The 18,670-nt window shown below is 68.4% G+C and carries 13 protein-coding genes and 1 rRNA gene; 9 read left to right on the top strand and 5 right to left on the bottom strand.

Features of this window, described 5'->3' with window-relative positions; translation table 11 throughout:
- The 5 genes from AC1DK9_RS00070 to galK all read left to right on the top strand — a co-directional run bounded on the left by AC1DK9_RS00070 (position 1) and on the right by galK (position 7,577).
- Positions 1–2,142 carry a beta-galactosidase gene (locus AC1DK9_RS00070; protein ID WP_476914633.1) on the top strand — a complete coding sequence of 714 codons (2,142 nt, stop codon included), beginning with the start codon at positions 1–3 and terminating at the stop codon, positions 2,140–2,142.
- A 9-nt stretch (positions 2,143–2,151) separates the two neighbouring features.
- Positions 2,152–2,949, top strand: a complete 798-nt coding sequence (locus tag AC1DK9_RS00065) for a DeoR/GlpR family DNA-binding transcription regulator (RefSeq protein ID WP_476861926.1) — start codon at positions 2,152–2,154, stop codon at positions 2,947–2,949.
- A 125-nt stretch (positions 2,950–3,074) separates the two neighbouring features.
- Positions 3,075–5,246: an alpha-galactosidase gene (locus tag AC1DK9_RS00060; protein WP_476915228.1), complete on the top strand. Its 2,172-nt coding sequence runs from the start codon at positions 3,075–3,077 to the stop codon at positions 5,244–5,246.
- A gap of 1 nt (position 5,247) precedes the next feature.
- Positions 5,248–6,411, top strand: a complete 1,164-nt coding sequence (galT, locus tag AC1DK9_RS00055) for a galactose-1-phosphate uridylyltransferase (protein ID WP_476914632.1) — start codon at positions 5,248–5,250, stop codon at positions 6,409–6,411.
- Positions 6,408–7,577, top strand: a complete 1,170-nt coding sequence (gene galK / locus AC1DK9_RS00050; RefSeq protein ID WP_476914631.1) for a galactokinase — start codon at positions 6,408–6,410, stop codon at positions 7,575–7,577. The genes galT and galK overlap by 4 nt, the downstream gene beginning before the upstream one ends.
- 13 nt (positions 7,578–7,590) lie before the next feature.
- On the opposite strand, the gene AC1DK9_RS00045 is transcribed toward galK, so the two are convergent.
- Positions 7,591–8,580: an LLM class flavin-dependent oxidoreductase gene (locus AC1DK9_RS00045; protein WP_476861922.1), complete on the bottom strand. Its 990-nt coding sequence runs from the start codon at positions 8,578–8,580 to the stop codon at positions 7,591–7,593.
- A gap of 168 nt (positions 8,581–8,748) precedes the next feature.
- Here AC1DK9_RS00045 and AC1DK9_RS00040 point away from each other — a divergent pair, with 168 nt between their 5' ends.
- The 4 genes from AC1DK9_RS00040 (at position 8,749) to AC1DK9_RS00025 (ending at position 13,305) form a co-directional block, all read left to right on the top strand.
- The gene (locus tag AC1DK9_RS00040; RefSeq protein WP_476914630.1) at positions 8,749–9,618 is read left to right on the top strand and encodes an aldo/keto reductase; all 870 of its coding nucleotides are present in this window, start codon (positions 8,749–8,751) and stop codon (positions 9,616–9,618) included.
- 63 nt (positions 9,619–9,681) lie between these two features.
- The gene (locus tag AC1DK9_RS00035) at positions 9,682–10,383 is read left to right on the top strand and encodes a type 1 glutamine amidotransferase domain-containing protein (RefSeq protein WP_476914629.1); all 702 of its coding nucleotides are present in this window, start codon (positions 9,682–9,684) and stop codon (positions 10,381–10,383) included.
- 87 nt (positions 10,384–10,470) lie between these two features.
- On the top strand, positions 10,471–12,171 hold the full coding sequence (locus AC1DK9_RS00030; RefSeq protein WP_476914628.1) for a helicase HerA-like domain-containing protein: 1,701 nt from the start codon (positions 10,471–10,473) through the stop codon (positions 12,169–12,171).
- 141 nt (positions 12,172–12,312) lie between these two features.
- Positions 12,313–13,305 (top strand): hypothetical protein, encoded by a 993-nt coding sequence (locus AC1DK9_RS00025; protein ID WP_476914627.1) that lies wholly within the window; start codon positions 12,313–12,315, stop codon positions 13,303–13,305.
- A 107-nt stretch (positions 13,306–13,412) separates the two neighbouring features.
- Here AC1DK9_RS00025 and AC1DK9_RS00020 read toward each other — a convergent pair whose 3' ends face one another.
- The 4 genes from AC1DK9_RS00020 to rrf all read right to left on the bottom strand — a co-directional run.
- Positions 13,413–15,374, bottom strand: coding sequence for an NHL domain-containing thioredoxin family protein (locus AC1DK9_RS00020; protein WP_476914626.1), 1,962 nt, complete (start codon positions 15,372–15,374; stop codon positions 13,413–13,415).
- Positions 15,374–17,530: a bifunctional copper resistance protein CopD/cytochrome c oxidase assembly protein gene (locus AC1DK9_RS00015; RefSeq protein WP_476915227.1), complete on the bottom strand. Its 2,157-nt coding sequence runs from the start codon at positions 17,528–17,530 to the stop codon at positions 15,374–15,376. The genes AC1DK9_RS00020 and AC1DK9_RS00015 overlap by 1 nt, the downstream gene beginning before the upstream one ends.
- Positions 17,531–17,638: 108 nt before the next feature.
- Positions 17,639–17,926 carry an HU family DNA-binding protein gene (locus AC1DK9_RS00010; RefSeq protein WP_011776355.1) on the bottom strand — a complete coding sequence of 96 codons (288 nt, stop codon included), beginning with the start codon at positions 17,924–17,926 and terminating at the stop codon, positions 17,639–17,641.
- Between the two features lie 656 nt (positions 17,927–18,582).
- Positions 18,583–18,670, bottom strand: a 5S ribosomal RNA gene (rrf, locus tag AC1DK9_RS00005); the annotation flags it as partial.

Below are 18,670 nucleotides of genomic sequence, written 5' to 3'. Positions count from 1 at the left end.
GTGGACAACACCACCAACCACCACAACACCGCCATGGACTACATCACCGCACGCCTCGGTTCCGAGGGATCTCCGATGCTCGGCTTCGGCGGCGACTACAACCCCGAGCAATGGCCGGAGGAGACCTGGGAAGAAGACGTCCGGCTGATGAACGAGGCCGGCGTCAACCTGGTCAGCGTGGGCATCTTCAGCTGGTCGCTGCTGGAACCTTCGGAAGGCGTCTACGAGTTCGGCTGGCTGGACCGGGTGCTGGATCTGCTCCACGCCAACGGCATCCGGGTTGACCTTGCCAACGCCACGGCCTCTCCGCCGCCCTGGTTCAGCCACAAGTACCCGGAGTCGCTTCCGGTTACCGCCGACGGCGTCCGGCACAGCTACGGTTCCCGGCAGGCGTTCGCTGCCTCCAGCCCCGACTACCGGCGCGCTGCCGCGGCGCTGACCGAGCAGATCGCCAGCCGCTACAAGGACCATCCGGCGGTCGTCATGTGGCACATCCACAACGAATATGGCTGCCACAACCAGCCGGACTTCTCCGACGGAGCCGCGGCCGGCTTCCGGGTTTGGCTGAAGAACCGCTACGGCACCCTCGACGGGCTCAACGCCGCCTGGGGCACCGCGTTCTGGTCCCAGCGCTACTACGACTGGGAGGAGATCCTTCCGCCGCGGACCTCCGGAACGTGGGTCAACCCCACCCAGCAACTCGATTTCGCGCGGTACTCCTCGGATGAACTCCTCGAATGCTACAAAGCCGAAGCGGCCATCATCCGCTCACACTCGAAGCACCCGGTCACCACCAACTTCATGGGCTTCAACATGGGCCTGCACATGCCGGTGGACTACTGGCGCTGGTCCGAGGAGATGGACGTGGTCTCCAACGACCACTACCTGATTGCCGAGGACCAGCGGAACTTCCAGGAACTGGCCGCGACGGCGGACCTGACCCGGGGCTGGGCCAAGGGCAAACCGTGGCTGCTGATGGAACATTCCACCTCGGCGGTGAACTGGCAGCCTCGCAACATCGCCAAAGCGCCCGGGGAGATGCTGCGCAACGCGATGCAGCACGTGGCCCGCGGCGCCGACGGCGCGCTCTTCTTCCAGTGGCGGGCCTCGCGCGCCGGCGCCGAGAAGTTCCACTCCGGGATGCTGCCGCACGCCGGAACGGACACCAAGGTCTGGCGCGAGGTGGTCCAGCTCGGCCAGGCGCTGCGCAGCCTCGCCGAAATCAGCGGCTCGACGGTCACCGGCGCCTCCGGCCGGGTGGACGTCGCCATCCTGCACGACACCGACGCCCGCTGGGCCTCGGAACTGGACTCGCATCCGAGCGTAGACGCCTCCAACATCGACGAAACCCGGCGCTGGCACGATGCCTTCTTCCGGGCCGGCATCCCGACGGACTTCCGCCAGAGCACGGACGAGCTGTCCGGCTACCGGCTTGTCGTTGCGCCGATGCAGTATCTGGTCAGCGACGCCGGAGCAGCGAAACTCGACGCCTACGTGCGCGCCGGCGGCCACCTCGTGGTCACCTATTTCTCGGGTATCGTGGACGAAAATGACCACATCAGGCTTGGCGGCTACCCCGGCGCGTTCAGCGAGCTGCTGGGCGTCCGGATGGAAGAATTCTTCCCGCTGCGTGCAGCGGAAACCGTCCGGCTCGATAGCTTCGGCGCCGGCTCCTGCTGGAACGAACTGGGACAGGCCACCACCGCCGAGGTCCTCGCGGCCGTGGCAGAGGGCCCGGCGTCAGGTTCCCCCGCCGTGACCCGCAACCGTGCCGGCAGCGGCCGCTCGTACTACGTCTCCACCACACTGGCCCCCGAAGGGCTGGGTGAACTGCTGACCCTCGTCTGCGACGACGCCGGCGTGCAACCCCTGGTCCCGGACCTGCCGGACCAGGTGGAGGTCTCCCGGCGCAGCAAGGACGGGACCGACTGGACGTTCTGCATCAACCACGGAGAGCGGGACGTCCGGTTGCCGCTGGACGGCGTTGACGTTCTCTCGGGGACCGAACTCGACGGCGGACTCGGCCTCGCCGCCGGCGCGGTCGCCGTCGTCCGGTCGCCCGCCGCCCAGCTCGCCGGCTCTTCCGCCAGCCACTCCAACCAATCCAGCGGCTCCGCACAGCCAAGCCGCTCAAGCCTCTAAGGACGCCACATGCTCGCCGCAGCCCGACACTCAGCCATCCTCGCCGAGGTCCAACGTGAACGGATCGTCCGGGTCGCGGACCTCGCCAGGATGCTGGGCGTCTCGCTGATGACGGTGCGCCGGGACATCGACGCGCTCGATGCCGCCGGCGCGGTCGAGAAGATCCACGGCGGGGCCAAGCTACCGGGCGGCGCCAGCACCCACGAGCCTGGCTTCGAGCTGAAAGTAACCCAGCTCAAGGACGAGAAGATGGCCATCGCGCACGAGGCGGCCGCCCAGGTGCGCGAGGGCATGGCGGTGGGTCTGAGCGCGGGAACCACCACCTGGGCGCTGGCCCAGTTGCTGTCGACCGGTCCACGAATCACCGTGGTCACCAACTCGGTGCGGATTGCGGACGTCTTCCACCAGAGCTCCTCGTCATCCACGGTGATTCTGACCGGCGGCGAGCGCACCCCGTCCGATGCGCTGGTGGGACCGCTGGCCACGTCCTCGCTCAAGCAGCTTCATCTGGACGTGCTCTTCCTCGGCGTCCACGGTGTCGATGCAGACGCCGGTTTCACCACCCCGAACGTGCTCGAGGCCGAAACCGACAGGGCCTTCGTGGCCGCGGCGCGGCGGGTGGTGGTCCTCGCCGACCACACCAAGTGGGGCACGCTCGGCATCAGCACCATCGCGGCGCTTGAGGACGCAGACGAACTCATCAGCGACGACCGGCTGGGCAGCGAGGCCAGGCGCGTCCTGGGCGAACGCGTCGGCCGGCTGCGCCTGGCCCCCACCGGAGCAGCGTCCGGCGCCGCTGCCGGCTGACGCACCCCGGCCCCCTACGACCCACATCCAACCTGACAACGCCAGGAGCTGCAGTGCACAACCCGGACTTAAACCTTGCCGCGGATCCCCAGGCAGGCACCACCACGCCCCCGGCACCGCTTTACCTGCGGCGCTCCGGGACGGCGCTGCTGATCGACTTCAGCACCGGCGAACCGGCCCTGTTGCACTTCGGCGCCGACCTTGGGCCGGACCTGCCGGACCTTTCCCTGCTGCGTGACCCCGTCCCGCACTCGGCGCTGGACACGCCGGTCACGCTGGGGCTGGTCCCGCAGGCGTCCTCGGGCTGGCGCGGGCGTCCCGGCCTCCGCGGCCACCGCAACGGCCGGGCGTTCTCGCCCCGCCTCCGGCTGGCATCAGCCGACGTGAACGACGCCGGCTACGCCGTCATCACGCAGACCGACCCCGAGGCCGGCATCACCATCCTGACCGAGATCCGGCTCAACGACGGCGGGCTGCTCCAGTTGCGCCACCGCCTGACAAACGACGGACCGGACGAGTACACCGTCGAAGAACTCGCGGCGGTGTTGCCGGTGGGCCGCGCCGCCAACGAAATCCTGGATTTGACCGGCCGCTGGTGCCGGGAATCCCACCCCCAGCGTCTCCCGCTCCACCAGGGCACCTGGGTGCGCTCCGGCCGGCACGGCAGGACCGGCCACGATGCCTCGCTGCTGCTCGCGGCCGGCAGCGGCGGGTTCGGGTACCGCCACGGGCAAGTGTGGGCTGTCCACCTGGGCTGGAGCGGGAACCACGAAAGCTTCGTCGACACAGCCGGCGATGGCCGGACGGTGATCGGCGCATCGGAGCTGCTCGGCTCCGCTGAGGTCACGTTGGCGCCCGCGGAGCGCTATGACACGCCCTGGCTCTTCGCCGCCTACTCTGGCGCCGGGCTCGATGGCATCAGCGAGGCCTTCTACGCCTGGTTCCGCGACCGGCCGCACCACCCGGGCGTGGCCTCGGGCAAGCCCCGGCCGGTGGTCCTGAACGTCTGGGAGGCGGTCTACTTCGACCACCGGCTGCCGGCCCTGCTGGAGCTGGCCGACGCCGCAGCCAGCCTCGGCGTGGAACGCTACGTGCTCGACGACGGCTGGTTCCGCGGCCGAAGGAACGACACCGCCGGCCTGGGCGACTGGTACGTTGACGAACAGCTCTGGCCCGATGGCCTGACGCCACTGATCGACGCGGTGACAGGCCACGGCATGGAGTTCGGCCTCTGGGTGGAACCGGAAATGGTCAACGAGGACTCGGACCTGGTCCGCGCGCATCCGGACTGGATCGCCGGACCGGCTCCGCACCCGGGAACGGGCGCCTCGGGCGACGTGCGGTTGCCGGAGCGGTGGCGGCACCAGCAGGTCCTCGACCTGGTCAACCCGGAGGCGTGGCAGTACATCTACGACCGGCTCGATGCCCTCCTGCGGGAGAACCGGATCAGCTACCTCAAGTGGGACCAGAACCGGGACCTGACCGAGATGGGCCACGCCGGGCGGCCCTCCGTGCACGCCCAGACCATGGCCGTCTACCGGCTCCTGGACGCACTGCGCGCCGCACACCCCGGCGTCGAAATTGAGAGCTGCTCCTCGGGCGGCGCCCGCGTGGATCTCGGCATCCTGGAACGCACGGACCGCGTCTGGGGTTCGGACTGCAACGATGCCCTGGAACGCCAGACCATCCAGCGCTGGACCGGGATGGTGGTGCCGCCGGAGCTGGTCGGCTCGCACATTGGGCCCACCACGAGCCACACCACGGCCCGCACCCACGACCTGTCGTTCCGCGCCATCACCGCCATGTTCGGCCACTTCGGCCTCGAGTGGGATGTCCGCGGACTCGACCCCGCCGAGCACACGGAGCTCGCGCACGCGATAGCCCTGTACAAGGAGTACCGCTCCCTGCTGCACAGCGGCCGGATGGTGCGGGCGGACGAACCCGATCCTGCCCTGAGGCTGCACGGCGTCGTCGCGCACGACGGCAGTGAAGCGCTGTACGCCTTGGTCTCCACGGCGACGTCGTTTGCCGAAGTGCCGGGGCGAGTCTGCCTGCCGGGGTTGGAGCCAGAACGTCGCTACCGGGTGGAGGCCCTCTACCCGGCTCCGGACGACTCCCACGCGTTCATCCAAACCGCGCCGCCGCCCTGGCTCGGCACCGGCATCGAGGCCAGCGGCCAGTTCCTGGCAGCGTCCGGCCTGCCGATGCCGGTCCTCAACCCCGAGCACGGCGTCCTCCTCGCAGTCCGCCACGCGCACGACCCCGCCAGCGGCGGCCAGCCCGTAAGGAACTCCTAGCATGGGCCAGATCACCAAGCGCGCCCACCGTCTCTCCGACGGACGGGACCTGATCTACTTCGACGACGCCGACACGACGCTCGGCCCCGAGCGCGGGCCGGACCTTCGCGAGCCGGCAGCACGGCCGCCTACCGCGACCATGCGCCAGGACGTCCTCACCGGCGAATGGATTTCGATCGCCGCCGCCCGGCAGAACCGGGTGGTGCTGCCGCCGTCGCACCTGGACCCGCTGGCGCCGGCGTCCCCGGAGAACCCCTCGGAGATTCCGAGCCTCTACGACGTGGCCGTCTTCGAGAACAAGTCCCCGTCCTTCGGGCCAGCGCTGTCCGGACCGGACGCGCCCGAGGGCCTTGAGGACCTTGCCCGGGTGGGCCTGGGCCGGAGCCGCCAGTCGGTGGGCCGATGCGAAGTGGTGTGCTTCTCACCCGAGCACACCGGGTCCCTCGCGCGGCTCTCCCTCTCGCGGATGCGCACCGTGGTGGAGGCCTGGGCGGACCGGACGGCCGCGCTGTCTGCGCTGCCCGGCGTCGAACAGGTTTTTCCGTTCGAAAACCGGGGCGAGGCAATCGGTGTGACCCTGCACCACCCGCACGGGCAGATCTATGCCTACCCCTACATCACCCCGCGCACCGCCCAACTGATCCGCACCATCGAGGACTACGGCGGCACGCTATTCGAGGACATCCTGAGCTTCGAGCAAAAGTCCGACCGGGTACTGCTCCGGGGCGATCACTGGACGGCGTTTGTCCCGTTCGCCGCGCGGTGGCCGCTTGAGGTGCATATGCTCCCGCACCGGCACGTCCCGGACCTCGCCGCAACAACGGACGATGAACGCGACGAATTCTCCCGGCTCTACAGCCGGCTGCTCCGCGGCGTCGACGCGCTCTACGACACCCCCACGCCCTACATTTCGGCCTGGCACCAGGCTCCGGTGCATTCCCACCGGGAGGATGTCCGGCTGATGCTCCAGCTGACCTCGCCCCGGCGGGAGGAGAACAAACTCAAGTACCTGGCCGGCTCCGAGGCGGCCATGGGGGCATTCATCGCCGATATTCCGCCCGAGACAGCGGCCGCGCGGCTCCGGGCCGCCATCGCCAAGGTAGACATCCACCAGGAAGCCGCCAACCAGAAAGCCCCAGCACAGAAAGCAACAGCACAGCCATGACCGACCTTGCCCAGCGCAGCCGCGCCTTCTTCACCAGCCAGTTCGGTTACGCACCGGAGGGTCTGTGGTCCGCTCCCGGCCGCGTTAACCTCATCGGCGAACACACCGACTACAACGACGGCTTCGCCTTCCCCCTGGCCATCGGGATGCGGACCGCCGTGGCGGCCGGCGTCCGCACGGACCGGCTGTTCCGGGTCACGAGCGATTCGTTCCCCGGCGTCGTGGAGCTCGACTTCGAGGCGCTGACGCCGGAAAACCTGCAGGGCTGGGCCGCCTACCCCTTGGGGGTGGCCTGGGCCATGTCCCGCGCCGCGGCCGAGCGAGGAACGGCCGATTCACTTCCCGGCCTGGACCTTGCACTGAGCTCGGATGTGCCGGCCGGGGCAGGCTTGTCCTCGTCCGCCGCCCTTGAGTGCGCCGTGGCGGTTGCCCTGAATGAGCTGTGGGGGCTGGAGCTGGGGCGGCCGGAGCTGGCCCGGATCGGCCAGCTGGCCGAGAACGGGGTGGTCGGAGCGCCTACCGGAATCATGGACCAGTCGGCGTCCCTGTTGGGCGAGCCGGACCACGGCATCCTGCTCGACTGCCGCAGCCTGCAGACACAGGCGGTCCCGCTCGGATTCGCGAGCGGCGGCTTGTCGCTGCTCGTGATCGACACCCGCACCAGCCACTCCCACGCCGACGGCGGCTACGCCAGCCGCCGCAGCGCCTGCGAGGCCGGGGCCAGCGCCCTGGGCGTCGAAGCCCTGCGGGACCTCGGGCCGGAGGACTTGCCGCGCGCCGAGGCAGTACTGGACCCGGAGACCTTCCGCCGTGTCCGGCACGTCATCACCGAAAACCAGCGGGTCCTGGACACCGTCGCCGCGCTGCGGGCGGAAGGCCCGGGCGCCATCGGCGCGTTCCTCGACGCCTCGCATGTGTCCATGCGGGACGACTTCGAGATCTCCACCCCCGAGCTGGACCTCGCCGTGTCCAGCGCCCAGCAGCTGGGCGCCATCGGTGCGCGCATGACAGGCGGCGGCTTTGGCGGCGCCGCCATCGCACTGGTCCGGGACGCCGACGTCGGAACGGTCGCCGAGGGGATTGCCCAGGCCTTCGCCCGGGCGGGATTTAGCGCACCGAACATCTTTCCCGTCACGGCAGCCGGCGGCGCCCGCCGCGAACCCTAGGCCGCCAGTCGCGTCAGACGCGCGCGAGCCCGGCGACCTCGGCGAGCAGCTCCACGGAGCGCAGACGGTCCTCCACTGCGGCGCTCTGGTGCGCGACGATCAGCTCGTCGGCGTCGGCGTGTGCCGTGAACTCGTCCAGGTATTCCAGCACGGCGCCCGGGGTGCCCACGGCGGAGTACTTCATCATCTGCGCCATGTGCTGGCCCTGCGGCGAGTCCAGGATCATGTCCGCCTCGTCGTCGCTGAAGACGCGGCCGTTGCCGAAGAACAGCGACACCCGGGCCCGCTTGGTGGCCTGGAACATCGCCTGCGCGTCGGCGGCGGAATCGGCGGCGATCACGTTCACGCCGGCGATCACGTGCGGGGCCTCGAGCTGCTCGGACGGCCGGAACTCGCGGCGGTAAAGCGCCACGGCGTCCTGCAGGGCGTTGGGCGCGAAGTGCGAGGCGAAGGCGTAGGGCAGCCCCAGCTGCGCCGCCAGCTTGGCACCGAAGAGCGAGGAACCGAGGATGTACAGCGGGACGTTGGTGCCCTTGCCCGGGGTGGCCTCAACACCGGGGATGCGGGTGGGTCCGGTCAGGTAGCCCTGCAGTTCCAGGACATCCTGCGGGAAGCTGTCCGCGCTCATCGGATCCCGGCGCAGGGCGCGCATGGTGTTCTGGTCGCTGCCCGGCGCACGGCCCAGGCCGAGGTCGATCCGGCCCGGGTGCAGGGTCTCCAGCGTGCCGAACTGCTCGGCAATGGTCAGCGGCGCGTGGTTGGGCAGCATCACGCCGCCGGCCCCGAGCCGGATGGTCTTGGTCTGCGCGGCGATGTGCGCGATCAGCACACTGGTAGCCGAGGAGGCAATGGACGACATGTTGTGGTGCTCGGCGTACCAGATGCGCCGGTAGCCCAGTTCCTCGGCGCGCTGCGCCATGGCCACGCTGCCGGCGAAGCTGTCTGCCGCCGTCTGGCCCTTGCCGATGATTGCCAGGTCAAGGATGGAAAGCGGAACAGTCACGGAAAAGCCGGCCTTTCGTAGCGGGGAAGTTGGGAGGTGCGCGGGGCCGTCCTGCGGTCGGGCGCCTACAGGTGGCAACGACGGCGGTGCCCGTCTTATTTCTGCCAATCTCCGTTGCGGTGGCCACACTGCCGGAATACTCAGCACCCTTACTGTGTTGCCGCCACTATGAGCAACGACAACCCGCAGTATCAGGATCTGTCCGCGACGATCGACTTGAAAGACGTGGGAACCGTGCACCGCCTGGGCTTCGGCGCCATGCGCATTGTCGGGGACGGCGTCTGGGGCGAACCCGCCGACCGGGAGGCGGCCATCGCCGTCGTCCGCCGGGCCGTCGAGCTCGGCGTCGACTTCATCGACACCGCCGACTCCTACGGGCCCAACATCAGCGAGGAAATCCTCGCCGAGGCCCTGCACCCCTACCGGGACGGCCTGAAAATTGCCACGAAGGTCGGGTTCACCCGGACCGGCCCGGATGAATGGATCCCCCTGGGCCGCGCCGAATACCTGCGCCAGCAGACCGAGCTGAGCCTGCGCAAGCTCAAGGTGGACGCGCTGGACCTGCTGCAGCTGCACCGGATCGACCCGAAAGTGGATCCGGATGAGCAGTTCAGTGTGCTCCGCGACCTGCAGAAGGAGGGCAAGGTCAAGGCCCTCGGGCTCTCCCAGGTCAGCGTGGCCGAACTGGAGCAGGCCGGGAAGTACTTCACCGTCTCGACGGTGCAGAACCGCTACAACCTGACGGACCGCAGCTCGGAGGACGTCCTCGACTACGCCGAAGAGCACGGCATCGGCTTCATCCCCTGGGCCCCGATCTCGGCCGGCGAACTTGCCCGCCCGGGCGGCCCCCTGGACGAAGCCGCCACGCGGCTGGGCGCCACGACCTCCCAGGTGGCCCTCGCCTGGCTGCTGCGCCGCTCCCCCGTCATGATGCCCATCCCCGGCACCGGCTCGGTCAAGCACCTCGAAGAGAACCTGGCCGCCGCCGGCGTCGTCCTCGACGACGCCACCTTCGCCGAGCTCGACGCCGCACGCTAAGCCCCACACCACCCCATCCCCACCTTTGACCGGCCCCGTGGCCGGCAGAACAGGAGCAAGAACATGGCTAACATCCTGATGGTCGTATCCGCCGCCGATTCCCTCACCATGCGGGACGGCAGCAAGCACCCCACCGGCTACTGGGCCGAAGAACTCGTGGTCTCGCACCAGACCCTGCGCGACGCCGGGCACAGCGTCAACATCGCAACCCCCGGTGGCGCCAAGCCCACCGTCGACGAGGTCAGCCTCGCCCCCGAATCCGCCGGCGGCCAGGACCGCGCCGACGGCTTCCGCAAGTACATTGCCGAGATCGACGGCGAGCTCTCCGCCCCACTGGTGCTGGCCGACGTCGACCTCGCCGGGTACGACGCGATCGTGATGCCCGGCGGCCACGGCCCGATGGCCGACCTGTACCAGGACGCTGACCTGGGCCGTCTGCTGACCGAGGCCAACAAGGCCGGAAAGATCATCGCACCGTTCTGCCACGGCCCCGCTGGCCTGCTGAGCGCCGTTGACGACGCCGGAACCTTCGCCTTCGCCGGGCGCCGCCTCACCGTGTTCACCAACGAAGAGGAACTCGGCGGCGGCACCGGCGAGAACACTCCGTGGTTCGTTGAGGACGTGCTGAAGGAGAAGGGTTCGACCGTGGAAAACGGCGCAGCCTGGAGCTCCAACGTGGTCCGCGACGGCAACCTCATCAGCGGCCAGAACCCCCAGTCAAGCGAGGACGTGGCGAAGGAAGTCCTGAAGGCCCTGGCCGAATAACCGCGCCGGCTAGGCCGCAAAACAGGGCGAGAATAAAACATTGGCCGAAGCCGGGTCCGCACTGGCGGACCCGGCTAAGCTAGCCGCATGGCCATCAAATCCACTGCAGATAAAGTCGCCACCATCCAGAAGGGCTACACCCTGGAGGGGCCCACGATCGAGCTGGGGGCCGCGATCGTCGACGGCGAACTCCACAAAGACGCCCCCATCCGCCTGCCGCTGGCGATGATGAACCGCCATGGCCTGGTGGCCGGTGCGACCGGCACCGGCAAGACCGTGACCCTGCACATGATGGCGGAGCAGCTCTCCACGGCCGGCGTCCCCGTGTTCCTGGCGGACATCAAGGGCGACCTCTCCGGCCTCGCCACGGCCGCCACCGGTTCGGAGAAGCTGAAGGCCCGCACCGACAGCATCGGGCAGGCCTGGTCCGGCAAGACCTTCCCGGTGGAATTCCTGGCCCTCGGCGGCGATGGCGCCGGCATCCCGGTCCGTTCCACGATCACCTCGTTCGGTCCCATCCTGTTGTCCCGCGTGATGGAGCTCAACGAAACCCAGGAGTCCAGCCTGCAGCTGGTCTTCCACTTCGCGGACAAGAACAACCTGGAACTGATCGACCTGAAAGACCTGCGCGCGGTGATCCAGTTCCTGACCTCGGACGAGGGCAAGGACGAGCTGGAGAACCTCGGCGGGCTCTCGAAATCAACCGCCGGCGTCATCCTCCGCGAACTCATCACGCTTGAGGCGCAGGGCATGGAAAAGTTCTTCGGCGAGCCGGAATTCGACACCGCCGAGCTGCTGCGGACCGCGCCGGACGGCCGCGGCGTGGTGACCTGCCTCGAACTGCCCACCCTGCAGACCAAGCCCATGTTGTTCTCCACCTTCCTGATGTGGCTGCTGGCCGACCTGTTCGAGGACCTGCCCGAGGCGGGCGACCTGGACAAGCCGAAGCTCGTGTTCTTCCTGGACGAGGCGCATCTGCTGTTCAACGGCGCGTCCAAGGCCTTCCTTGACGCGATCACCACGACGGTGCGGCTGATCCGGTCCAAGGGTGTGGGCATCTTCTTTGTGACCCAGACGCCGAAGGATGTTCCCGCCGACGTTCTGGGCCAGCTGGCCAACCGGGTTCAACACGCCCTGCGCGCCTTTACCCCGGAGGATGCCAAGGCGCTCAAGGCGACAGTCTCCACCTTCCCGATGAGTGACTACGACCTGGAGGAGACCCTGACATCGGCCGGAATCGGCGAGGCCGTCATCACCGTCATGAATGAGAAGGGCGCACCCACCCCCGTGGCCCTGACCCGGCTGCGGGCGCCTGAGTCAGTGATGGGCCCGAGCGACGATTCGCTGATTGCCAGCACGGTGGCTGGATCGGCCCTGCTCGCCAAGTACGGCACCGCCGTGGACAACGTTTCCGCCTACGAGAAGCTTGCGGGCCGGCAGGCAGCGCCCACCGGCCCGGCAGCCGGCGGCTCCGCCTCCGGTTCGGGTTCCGACGGCGGGATGGACCCCAACGCCGTCGACGCCGACGCCCGCCGGATCGAGGAAGAGATCCTGGGCCGCCCCAGCAGCCGCCCGGCACAGTCACCGGCACCCGAACGGGACCGGGCGCCGCAGCGTCGTGCCCCGGAGCCGGAGTCCGGCGGCGGAATGGCCGGCGACCTCGCCGGCGCGCTGGGCGGCGCCCTTGGCGGCGGCCTGAAGAGCATGGCCCGCTCGCTGGGCACCCAGATCGGCCGGGAGCTGCTCCGCGGCGTCTTCGGCACCTCCTCCCGGCGGCGCCGGCGCTAGGAGGCAGCCGGCGCTAGGCAGCCCGGCGGGCAGCCGGCCAGGCGGAAAGCCGTGGCCGCCCGGCTGGAATGGTGCACGTCACAACCGGACCTCTTGACACCAGCGTTCCGCGGGCGTGCAGGTAACCTAAGGTACGTGCAGATGAGTCAGGCGTTGGTCAGGATTGCAGCCATGTGGCTGTTGGGCCTGATGCTCGCCGTGGCGGGCGCCGTCGTCGCAATCAATCTGGTGAACAATTCCATTGCCAGCCCGCAGCAGCCGGTCCGTGAGTACCTGGACGCGCTGCAGAAGGGCGAAGGCGGGAAGGCGCTCGGCCTGCTGCACGCCTCCGTGCCGCAAAGCAACCCGGGCATGCTGGACGGTGAGGCGCTGAAGACCGCGGCCGCGAAGATCTCCGACGTAAAGATCGGCAACGCGCAGGACCGCGGCGGAAACCAGGTGATGGTTCCGATCGACTACACGATCGACGGCAGCCAACAGCGCACAGAGTTCCTGCTGCAACGCTCCGGCACCCAGTGGCTCTTCTTCCACGACTGGTCCTTCGTCCCGTCCGCGCTGCCGGTCCTCGACGTCACCGTCGTGAATTCGAACCAAGCCTCTCTCAACGGGGTCCCGGTCAACATGCCCAACGGCCGCAACTCCTTTGCCGTGTTCTACCCTGGCGAGTACGAGGCATCCCTGAACGGCCAGTTCTTCGCCGCCCCCGCAACCCGGACAACCGTTGCCAGCCGGGATATGCCCTCGGCACCGTTGAACCTGCTCACCCAGGCCACGGACGGGCTCAAGAGCGCCGTCACCGCCAAGGTCAAGGAGTTCCTGGACAACTGCGCGGACCAGGCCGACAAGCAGCAGCGGCTGCAGCCCGACTGCCCGTTCTACCACGCCACGAACAACCGGGTGGTGGACGGGACGATCGACTGGAGCATCACCGACTACCCTGCCGTCAGCATCGAGCCCTTCGGCGGCCGTTGGGTGGTCGCGCCACTGGACGGCAAGGCGCGGATCAAGGCCCGCCAGGAGGACCTGTTCACCGGCGCCGTCACGGAGCTCAACGCGGTCCACGACTTCAGCTTCACCACCCGCCTGGACATCGACGGCGACACCGTCAAGCTCACCCCGCAGCTAAGCAACTAGGACTGCCGCACCGCGTCACGCGGGACCTCCCGTGGCACGCAAAAGGCTGCCGCCCGCGACCAGCTGGGTCGCGGGCGGCAGCCTTTCGTGTGTCTATGCCGGTCGGTTTAGTCCATGCCGCGCAGGTCCAGGACCAGCTCGGTGTCACCGTCCGCCTGCAGCACCACCGGGATTCCCCAGTCCTGCTGGTACAGGTGGCACGCCGCGTGGTCCGGGATCTCGCCGTCGGCGTCTTCCGGGCCGTCGCAGGCCGCGGCGCGTGCAGTAATGTGCAGCACGCCTTCGGGGACGTCGGCGGCGAGCTCCAGGGTGCGGAGCAGGCCCACGGAGGTACCGCCGCCCGCCACCAACAACTCGGGCGGGGTGGAGGAGATCTTCAGCTGCGTCGGGTCGCCCCAGCGGTCGTCAAGCTTCTGCCCGGTAGGAGCCGTGAACCGAACCGTCAGGGACATCAGCCCCGGGGCGACGGGGCTCTTGGGGCGGTGGGTCTGGGACGCCCCTTCGTCGACCTGCTGTGCTTCCTTGGGGATGGGCACGTAGACGAGCTGGTGCTTGTTGGCCTCGACCACCACCAGCAACGGCTCGGCGCCGGCCACATGGGTGTGGTCCACGATCACGTCCGAGGGTTCGGAAAGGCCCCGGGCAAGCGTGGAGACCGTCCCGGTGGCGGGGTCGTAGCGGCGGACGGCACCGTTGTAGGTGTCCGCGATCGCCACCGAGCCGTCGGGCAGCACCGTCACGCCCAGCGGGTGCTGGAGCCGGGCCTCCGCGGCCGGTCCGTCGCGGAAGCCGAAATCGAACAGGCCCTTGCCCACGGCGGATTCCACAGTGATGGCGCCGTCGTCGGAAATGACGAGTCTGCGCAGCGCCGAGGTCTCGGAGTCGGCCACCCAGATGTTGCCGTCGGCGTCCTCGGCCAGGCCGGAGGACTGGGCGAACCAGGCTTCTGCGGCTGGACCATCGAGCAGACCCTCGAGGCCGTTGCCGGCGACGATGTTCACGGCGCCGGACAGCGGGTCGAAGCTAAAGATCTGATGCACGCCGGCCATCGCTACCACGACCGCGTTGAGCTTGCTGGACCAGACAACGTCCCAGGGCGAGCTAAGTGAAACCTGCAGCGGATCCGCTTCAAGCCGGGCGCCGTAGGCGGCACCCTCCTCGTCTACGCGTGCCGGGCCGGTCTCAAGCAGCCGCTGGACCCCGTTGCCGGCCAGCGTGGTGACGGTGCCGTCCGCGAGGGACAGCCCGCGGAGCCGGTGGTTGACGGAGTCGGCAACCACGACGTCGTAGCCGGCCTTGGCGGCGACTTCCTCCGGGAGCAGGACCAGGCCCTGCGGCTCGTTAAAACGCGCGTCGGCGCCGCCGTCGGCGTAGCCCTTCTCGCCCGAGCCATAGGTGCCCAGCACCGTCTCGAAGTCGGTGGAGAGCTCCACCAGGCGGTGGTGGCCGGTGTCCGTCACCAGCCAGGAACCGGCGTCGGCGGCTGCAGCGGAGTCGCCGCGGCCGGCCGGAAGATAGAGGGCCTTGCCCGGGAACCGCAGCGTGCCCGACGTCGGCTCCGGCGCCACGTACGGACCGTCGCCGCGGTGCAGGGTGCCCTTGGCCTCGTGCTCGGCGATCAGCTCGGGGATGAGCACGGCCAGGCCGTCCGCGTGGCCCTCACCGGAGAGGTGCGCCACGATGTACCCCTCGGGGTCGATCACCACGAGGGTGGGCCAGGCACGTGCGGTGTAGGCCTTCCACGTGTCCAGCTCCGGGTCGTCCAGCACCGGGTGGCGGATCTCGTAGCGCTCGACGGCGGCAGCCAGGGCCACCGGATCCGCTTCGTGCTCGAACTTGGGTGAGTGCACGCCGACGGTCACCAGGACGTCGGAGTACTGCTGTTCGAGCGGGCGGAGTTCATCCAGGACGTGAAGGCAGTTGATGCAGCAGAAAGTCCAGAAGTCGAGCAGCACGATCTTGCCGCGCAGGGATTCGAGATCCAGGGACTTGCCGCCCGTGTTCAGCCAGCCCCGGCCCACAAGTTCGGAGGCCCGGACCCGGAGGTGGGTGCGTACGGTTTCGCTCATCAGCGTCCTTCCAGCTTTGAATTGCGTTCTGCCAGCTTCGCGTCGCGTTCGGCGAGCTGGGCAAACATATCGTTGTAAGCGGTGAGATCGGCGTCGTTATTCCTGTCCGCAGCGCGGTCGGTGCGTTTAGACTCCCGCGCGTCGGAGCGGGACCACATGACGGCGACGCCGATCGCCACCAGCAGGGTCGGCACTTCGCCGATCCCCCACGCCACCGCGCCGCCCATCTGCTGGTCCAGCAGGGCCGAGGGCCCCCAGGTGCGGCCCAGGTTGCCGAAGTAGTCAGCGGCCAGCAGTCCGGTGCCGCCCATGATGGAGACGCCGAAGAAGGCATGGAAGCCCATGGTGGCCAGCAAGAGCAGCAGCCGCATCGGGTACGGTGCGCGCCTGGGCAACGGATCCGTGCCGATCATGGTCAGCACGAAGATGTAGCCGGTGAGCGTGAAGTGCAGGTTCATCAGTTCGTGGCCCACATGGTCGCGCATGGCGTAGCCGAAGGCGTCCGAGTAGTAGAAGAGGATGATGGAGCCGGCGAAGTTGGCCGCGGCGAACAGCGGGTGCGTGACGAGTTGCGAGAACTTCGAGTGCACGAAGATCAGCAGCCATTCCCGCGGCCCCCGGGAGCTGTCACGCCGCGCGGTCAGCGCCCGCAAGGCGAGCGTGACGGGCGCGCCCAGAACCAGGAAGATCGGGGCCACCATGGTCAAGGCCATGTGGTCCACCATGTGTGCCGAGAACAGTACCCGGCCGTAGACCGACGGCGGCCCGGACGTGATGTACGTGAGGACCACCAGGCCGATCACCCAGTTCACGGTACGGAACCAGGACCATGAGTCGCCCCGCCGGCGCAGCGTCCGGATGCCCAGGACGTAGGAGACCAGGCCAAAGACGGCGACGGCGACCCAGAGCCAGTCGAACCGCCATTCGGTCAGCCAGCGCTGCGGAGTCAGCTCCGGGGGAAGTTCGTAGCCGGACAGAATGAAGGCCGGCGACGCGTCCGGGGCGAAGGTGGTGGGCTCCGGCGGGGCCGATCGGCCAAGCGCGACGGCGATTCCCGACGTCGCCCCCATGATCAGGAGCTCGACGAGGACCAGCTGCCAGAGCACGCGGCGGGCGGACAGGCCAGCGCCCTTGACACCGAGCTGCGGAATGACCCACTGACGGTGCATCAGGCCGACGCCGCCGAGGATCAGTACGGCGGCGGTCTTGGCCATGATGAGTTGACCGTACGCCGATCCAAAGAGGTCGCTCCAGCTGGAGATCCTGATGCTGGTGTTGACAACGCCTGAGGCGAAGACCAGGACGAAGGCGAAGCCGGCGAGGGCTGAGAAGCGGCGCAGGGTGGGCTCGGTGATGTCGGCCCTGCCCTGGGCTCCGGTGCCGGGCGCGCCGCCCAGGATGCCGGAGAGCAGCGCCAGCACGATGATGCCGCCCACCCAGGCCGAGACCCCGACAAGGTGCAGACCGAGCGAGTTGATGGCGCCTTCGTGGTCATTCGAGCTGGCCGAGTGGCCGATCAGCGCAGCGGGCACCAACCCGGCGACGGCCAGGATCAGCGTGAGTGCAAGCGCTCCCCTTGATCGGACGCCAAACAGCGCGGTGGTGGCCACGGCGGCGATGATGACCACCGCAAGCCAGGCCCTACCGGTATCGATGTCAGTCATGAAGTAGACGAGGGACTTGGTGAACTCCGGGTCCCCCGAGATGGTCTGGCCCGCGATGTCCGAATAGCTCAGGACCAGCACTGACACGGCCGAGAGGGTCCACGCGACGCCGGCGACGGCGGCAACGGCCAAGGCCCGCGTGAACGCGGGATGCTCGGGGGCATCCTTGGCCTTGGACTGCCGCCCGGAAAGATTCCGGGGCAGGATGCCGACGGCGAAGATGAGGCCACCGATTACGGTGGCAAGGGAGACGTTCTGAACGGCCTTGCTGATGGGCAGGCCCCAGCGGACCAGAGCGCCGGGGTCAGACACTGCGCGGGCTCCGGCTGCTCCGGAGAAGAGCAGCGCCACCACGAGGCCCAGGAACAGCGCCGCCAGCCCGGCGAGCTGCCAGGGGCCGGAGATTCCCGGGCTGCCAACTCCTCGACCACGAGCTCCGCCCGTCGGGGTGGGAGCTGCTGAGGTTCGGGTTTTCGCTGCAGAAGGCACAATTCCATTGTCCGCTACCCCTGCCCGCGCGCCGAATCCGTCAAGCGGCGGTTAACGCAAAAGGAGCGGCAACCCATCGGGTTGCCGCTCCTTTCAAGCGTTCGAAGAAGGCTACTTCTTCTTGGCGACTGCAGCCTTCAGCTTGGAGCCGGCGGTCAGCTTGACGCTGTGGCCTGCGGCGATCTGGATGGTCTCGCCGGTCTGCGGGTTGCGGCCGGTACGGGCTGCACGGTCGGTGCGCTCGACGGCGAGCCAACCCGGGATGGTGATCTTTTCGCCCGCGGCGACAGAGGTCTCGAAAACCTCGAACAGTGCATCGAGCACGGAGTTGACGGCTGCCTGGCTGGTGCCGGCCTTGCCAGCTACCTCTGCAACAAGTTCACTACGGTTCTTAGCCATTTATGTCCTCCTGGACGGTTCTAATCTCTGAAGCCTGCACACGGCATGCGTACAAGCCACTCTTCGAAAACTTACCAGCTTGCCACCGCCGAGGTGGCAAAATTCCGCGTGTTTTCGCCCTTTTCTGGGAAAAAGTCCGGGTTTCGAGGGTGTTGGGGTCCCTTTTCAGCCGTCAGCGGACGTTGCCTCGCTTCTGACCGGTTACCAACCGACGCTCCCTCACCTCTGACCGGTTACCAACCGACGCTCCCTCACCTCTGACCGGTTACCAACCGACGCTCCCTCACCTCTGACCGGTTACCAACCGACGCTCCCTCACCTCCGACAGGTTACGCGGGCCGGAGCTGAGGGAGGTTCGTCCGGGACCGCACCGGTACTGAAGGAGCATTTGGGATATCTGCACCGGTGCTGCAGGAGCGTTGGTGGTTTGGGCTCCGGTGCTGAGGGAGCGTCGGTGGTTTGGGCTCCGGTGCTGAGGGAGCGTCGGTGGTTTGGGCTCCGGTGCTGAGGGACGGTTGGGGATGTGCCGGCCACTTCGGGGGAGGGACCGGCGTATACCCAGCGGTGCGGGCGCCAGTGCTGTGGGTGCGGTGGTTTTGGTGGTTAAAGGGGGAGAGCCTCCAACCTGGTGGTTGGAGGCTCTCGACCTAATGTATGTCCGGCGGTGACCTACTCTCCCACACCCTCCCGGGTGCAGTACCATCGGCGCTGTGGGTCTTAGCTTCCGGGTTCGGAATGGGACCG

This window comes from Arthrobacter sp. 01T414 (assembly GCF_056398965.1).
Note: the sequence above shows the minus strand (reverse complement) of the source record. Positions and strands in the feature narration are given on the sequence as shown.

Bases quoted from the DNA above. Each gene is read 5' to 3' on its own strand.
- galK (WP_476914631.1), top strand. From the start codon at position 6,408: ATGACCGACCTTGCCCAGCGCAGCCGCGCCTTCTTCACCAGCCAGTTC.
- AC1DK9_RS00040 (WP_476914630.1), top strand. From the start codon at position 8,749: ATGAGCAACGACAACCCGCAGTATCAGGATCTGTCCGCGACGATCGAC.
- AC1DK9_RS00020 (WP_476914626.1), bottom strand. From the start codon at position 15,374: ATGAGCGAAACCGTACGCACCCACCTCCGGGTCCGGGCCTCCGAACTT.
- AC1DK9_RS00030 (WP_476914628.1), top strand. From the start codon at position 10,471: ATGGCCATCAAATCCACTGCAGATAAAGTCGCCACCATCCAGAAGGGC.
- AC1DK9_RS00025 (WP_476914627.1), top strand. From the start codon at position 12,313: ATGAGTCAGGCGTTGGTCAGGATTGCAGCCATGTGGCTGTTGGGCCTG.
- AC1DK9_RS00010 (WP_011776355.1), bottom strand. From the start codon at position 17,926: ATGGCTAAGAACCGTAGTGAACTTGTTGCAGAGGTAGCTGGCAAGGCC.
- AC1DK9_RS00065 (WP_476861926.1), top strand. From the start codon at position 2,152: ATGCTCGCCGCAGCCCGACACTCAGCCATCCTCGCCGAGGTCCAACGT.
- galT (WP_476914632.1), top strand. From the start codon at position 5,248: ATGGGCCAGATCACCAAGCGCGCCCACCGTCTCTCCGACGGACGGGAC.
- AC1DK9_RS00035 (WP_476914629.1), top strand. From the start codon at position 9,682: ATGGCTAACATCCTGATGGTCGTATCCGCCGCCGATTCCCTCACCATG.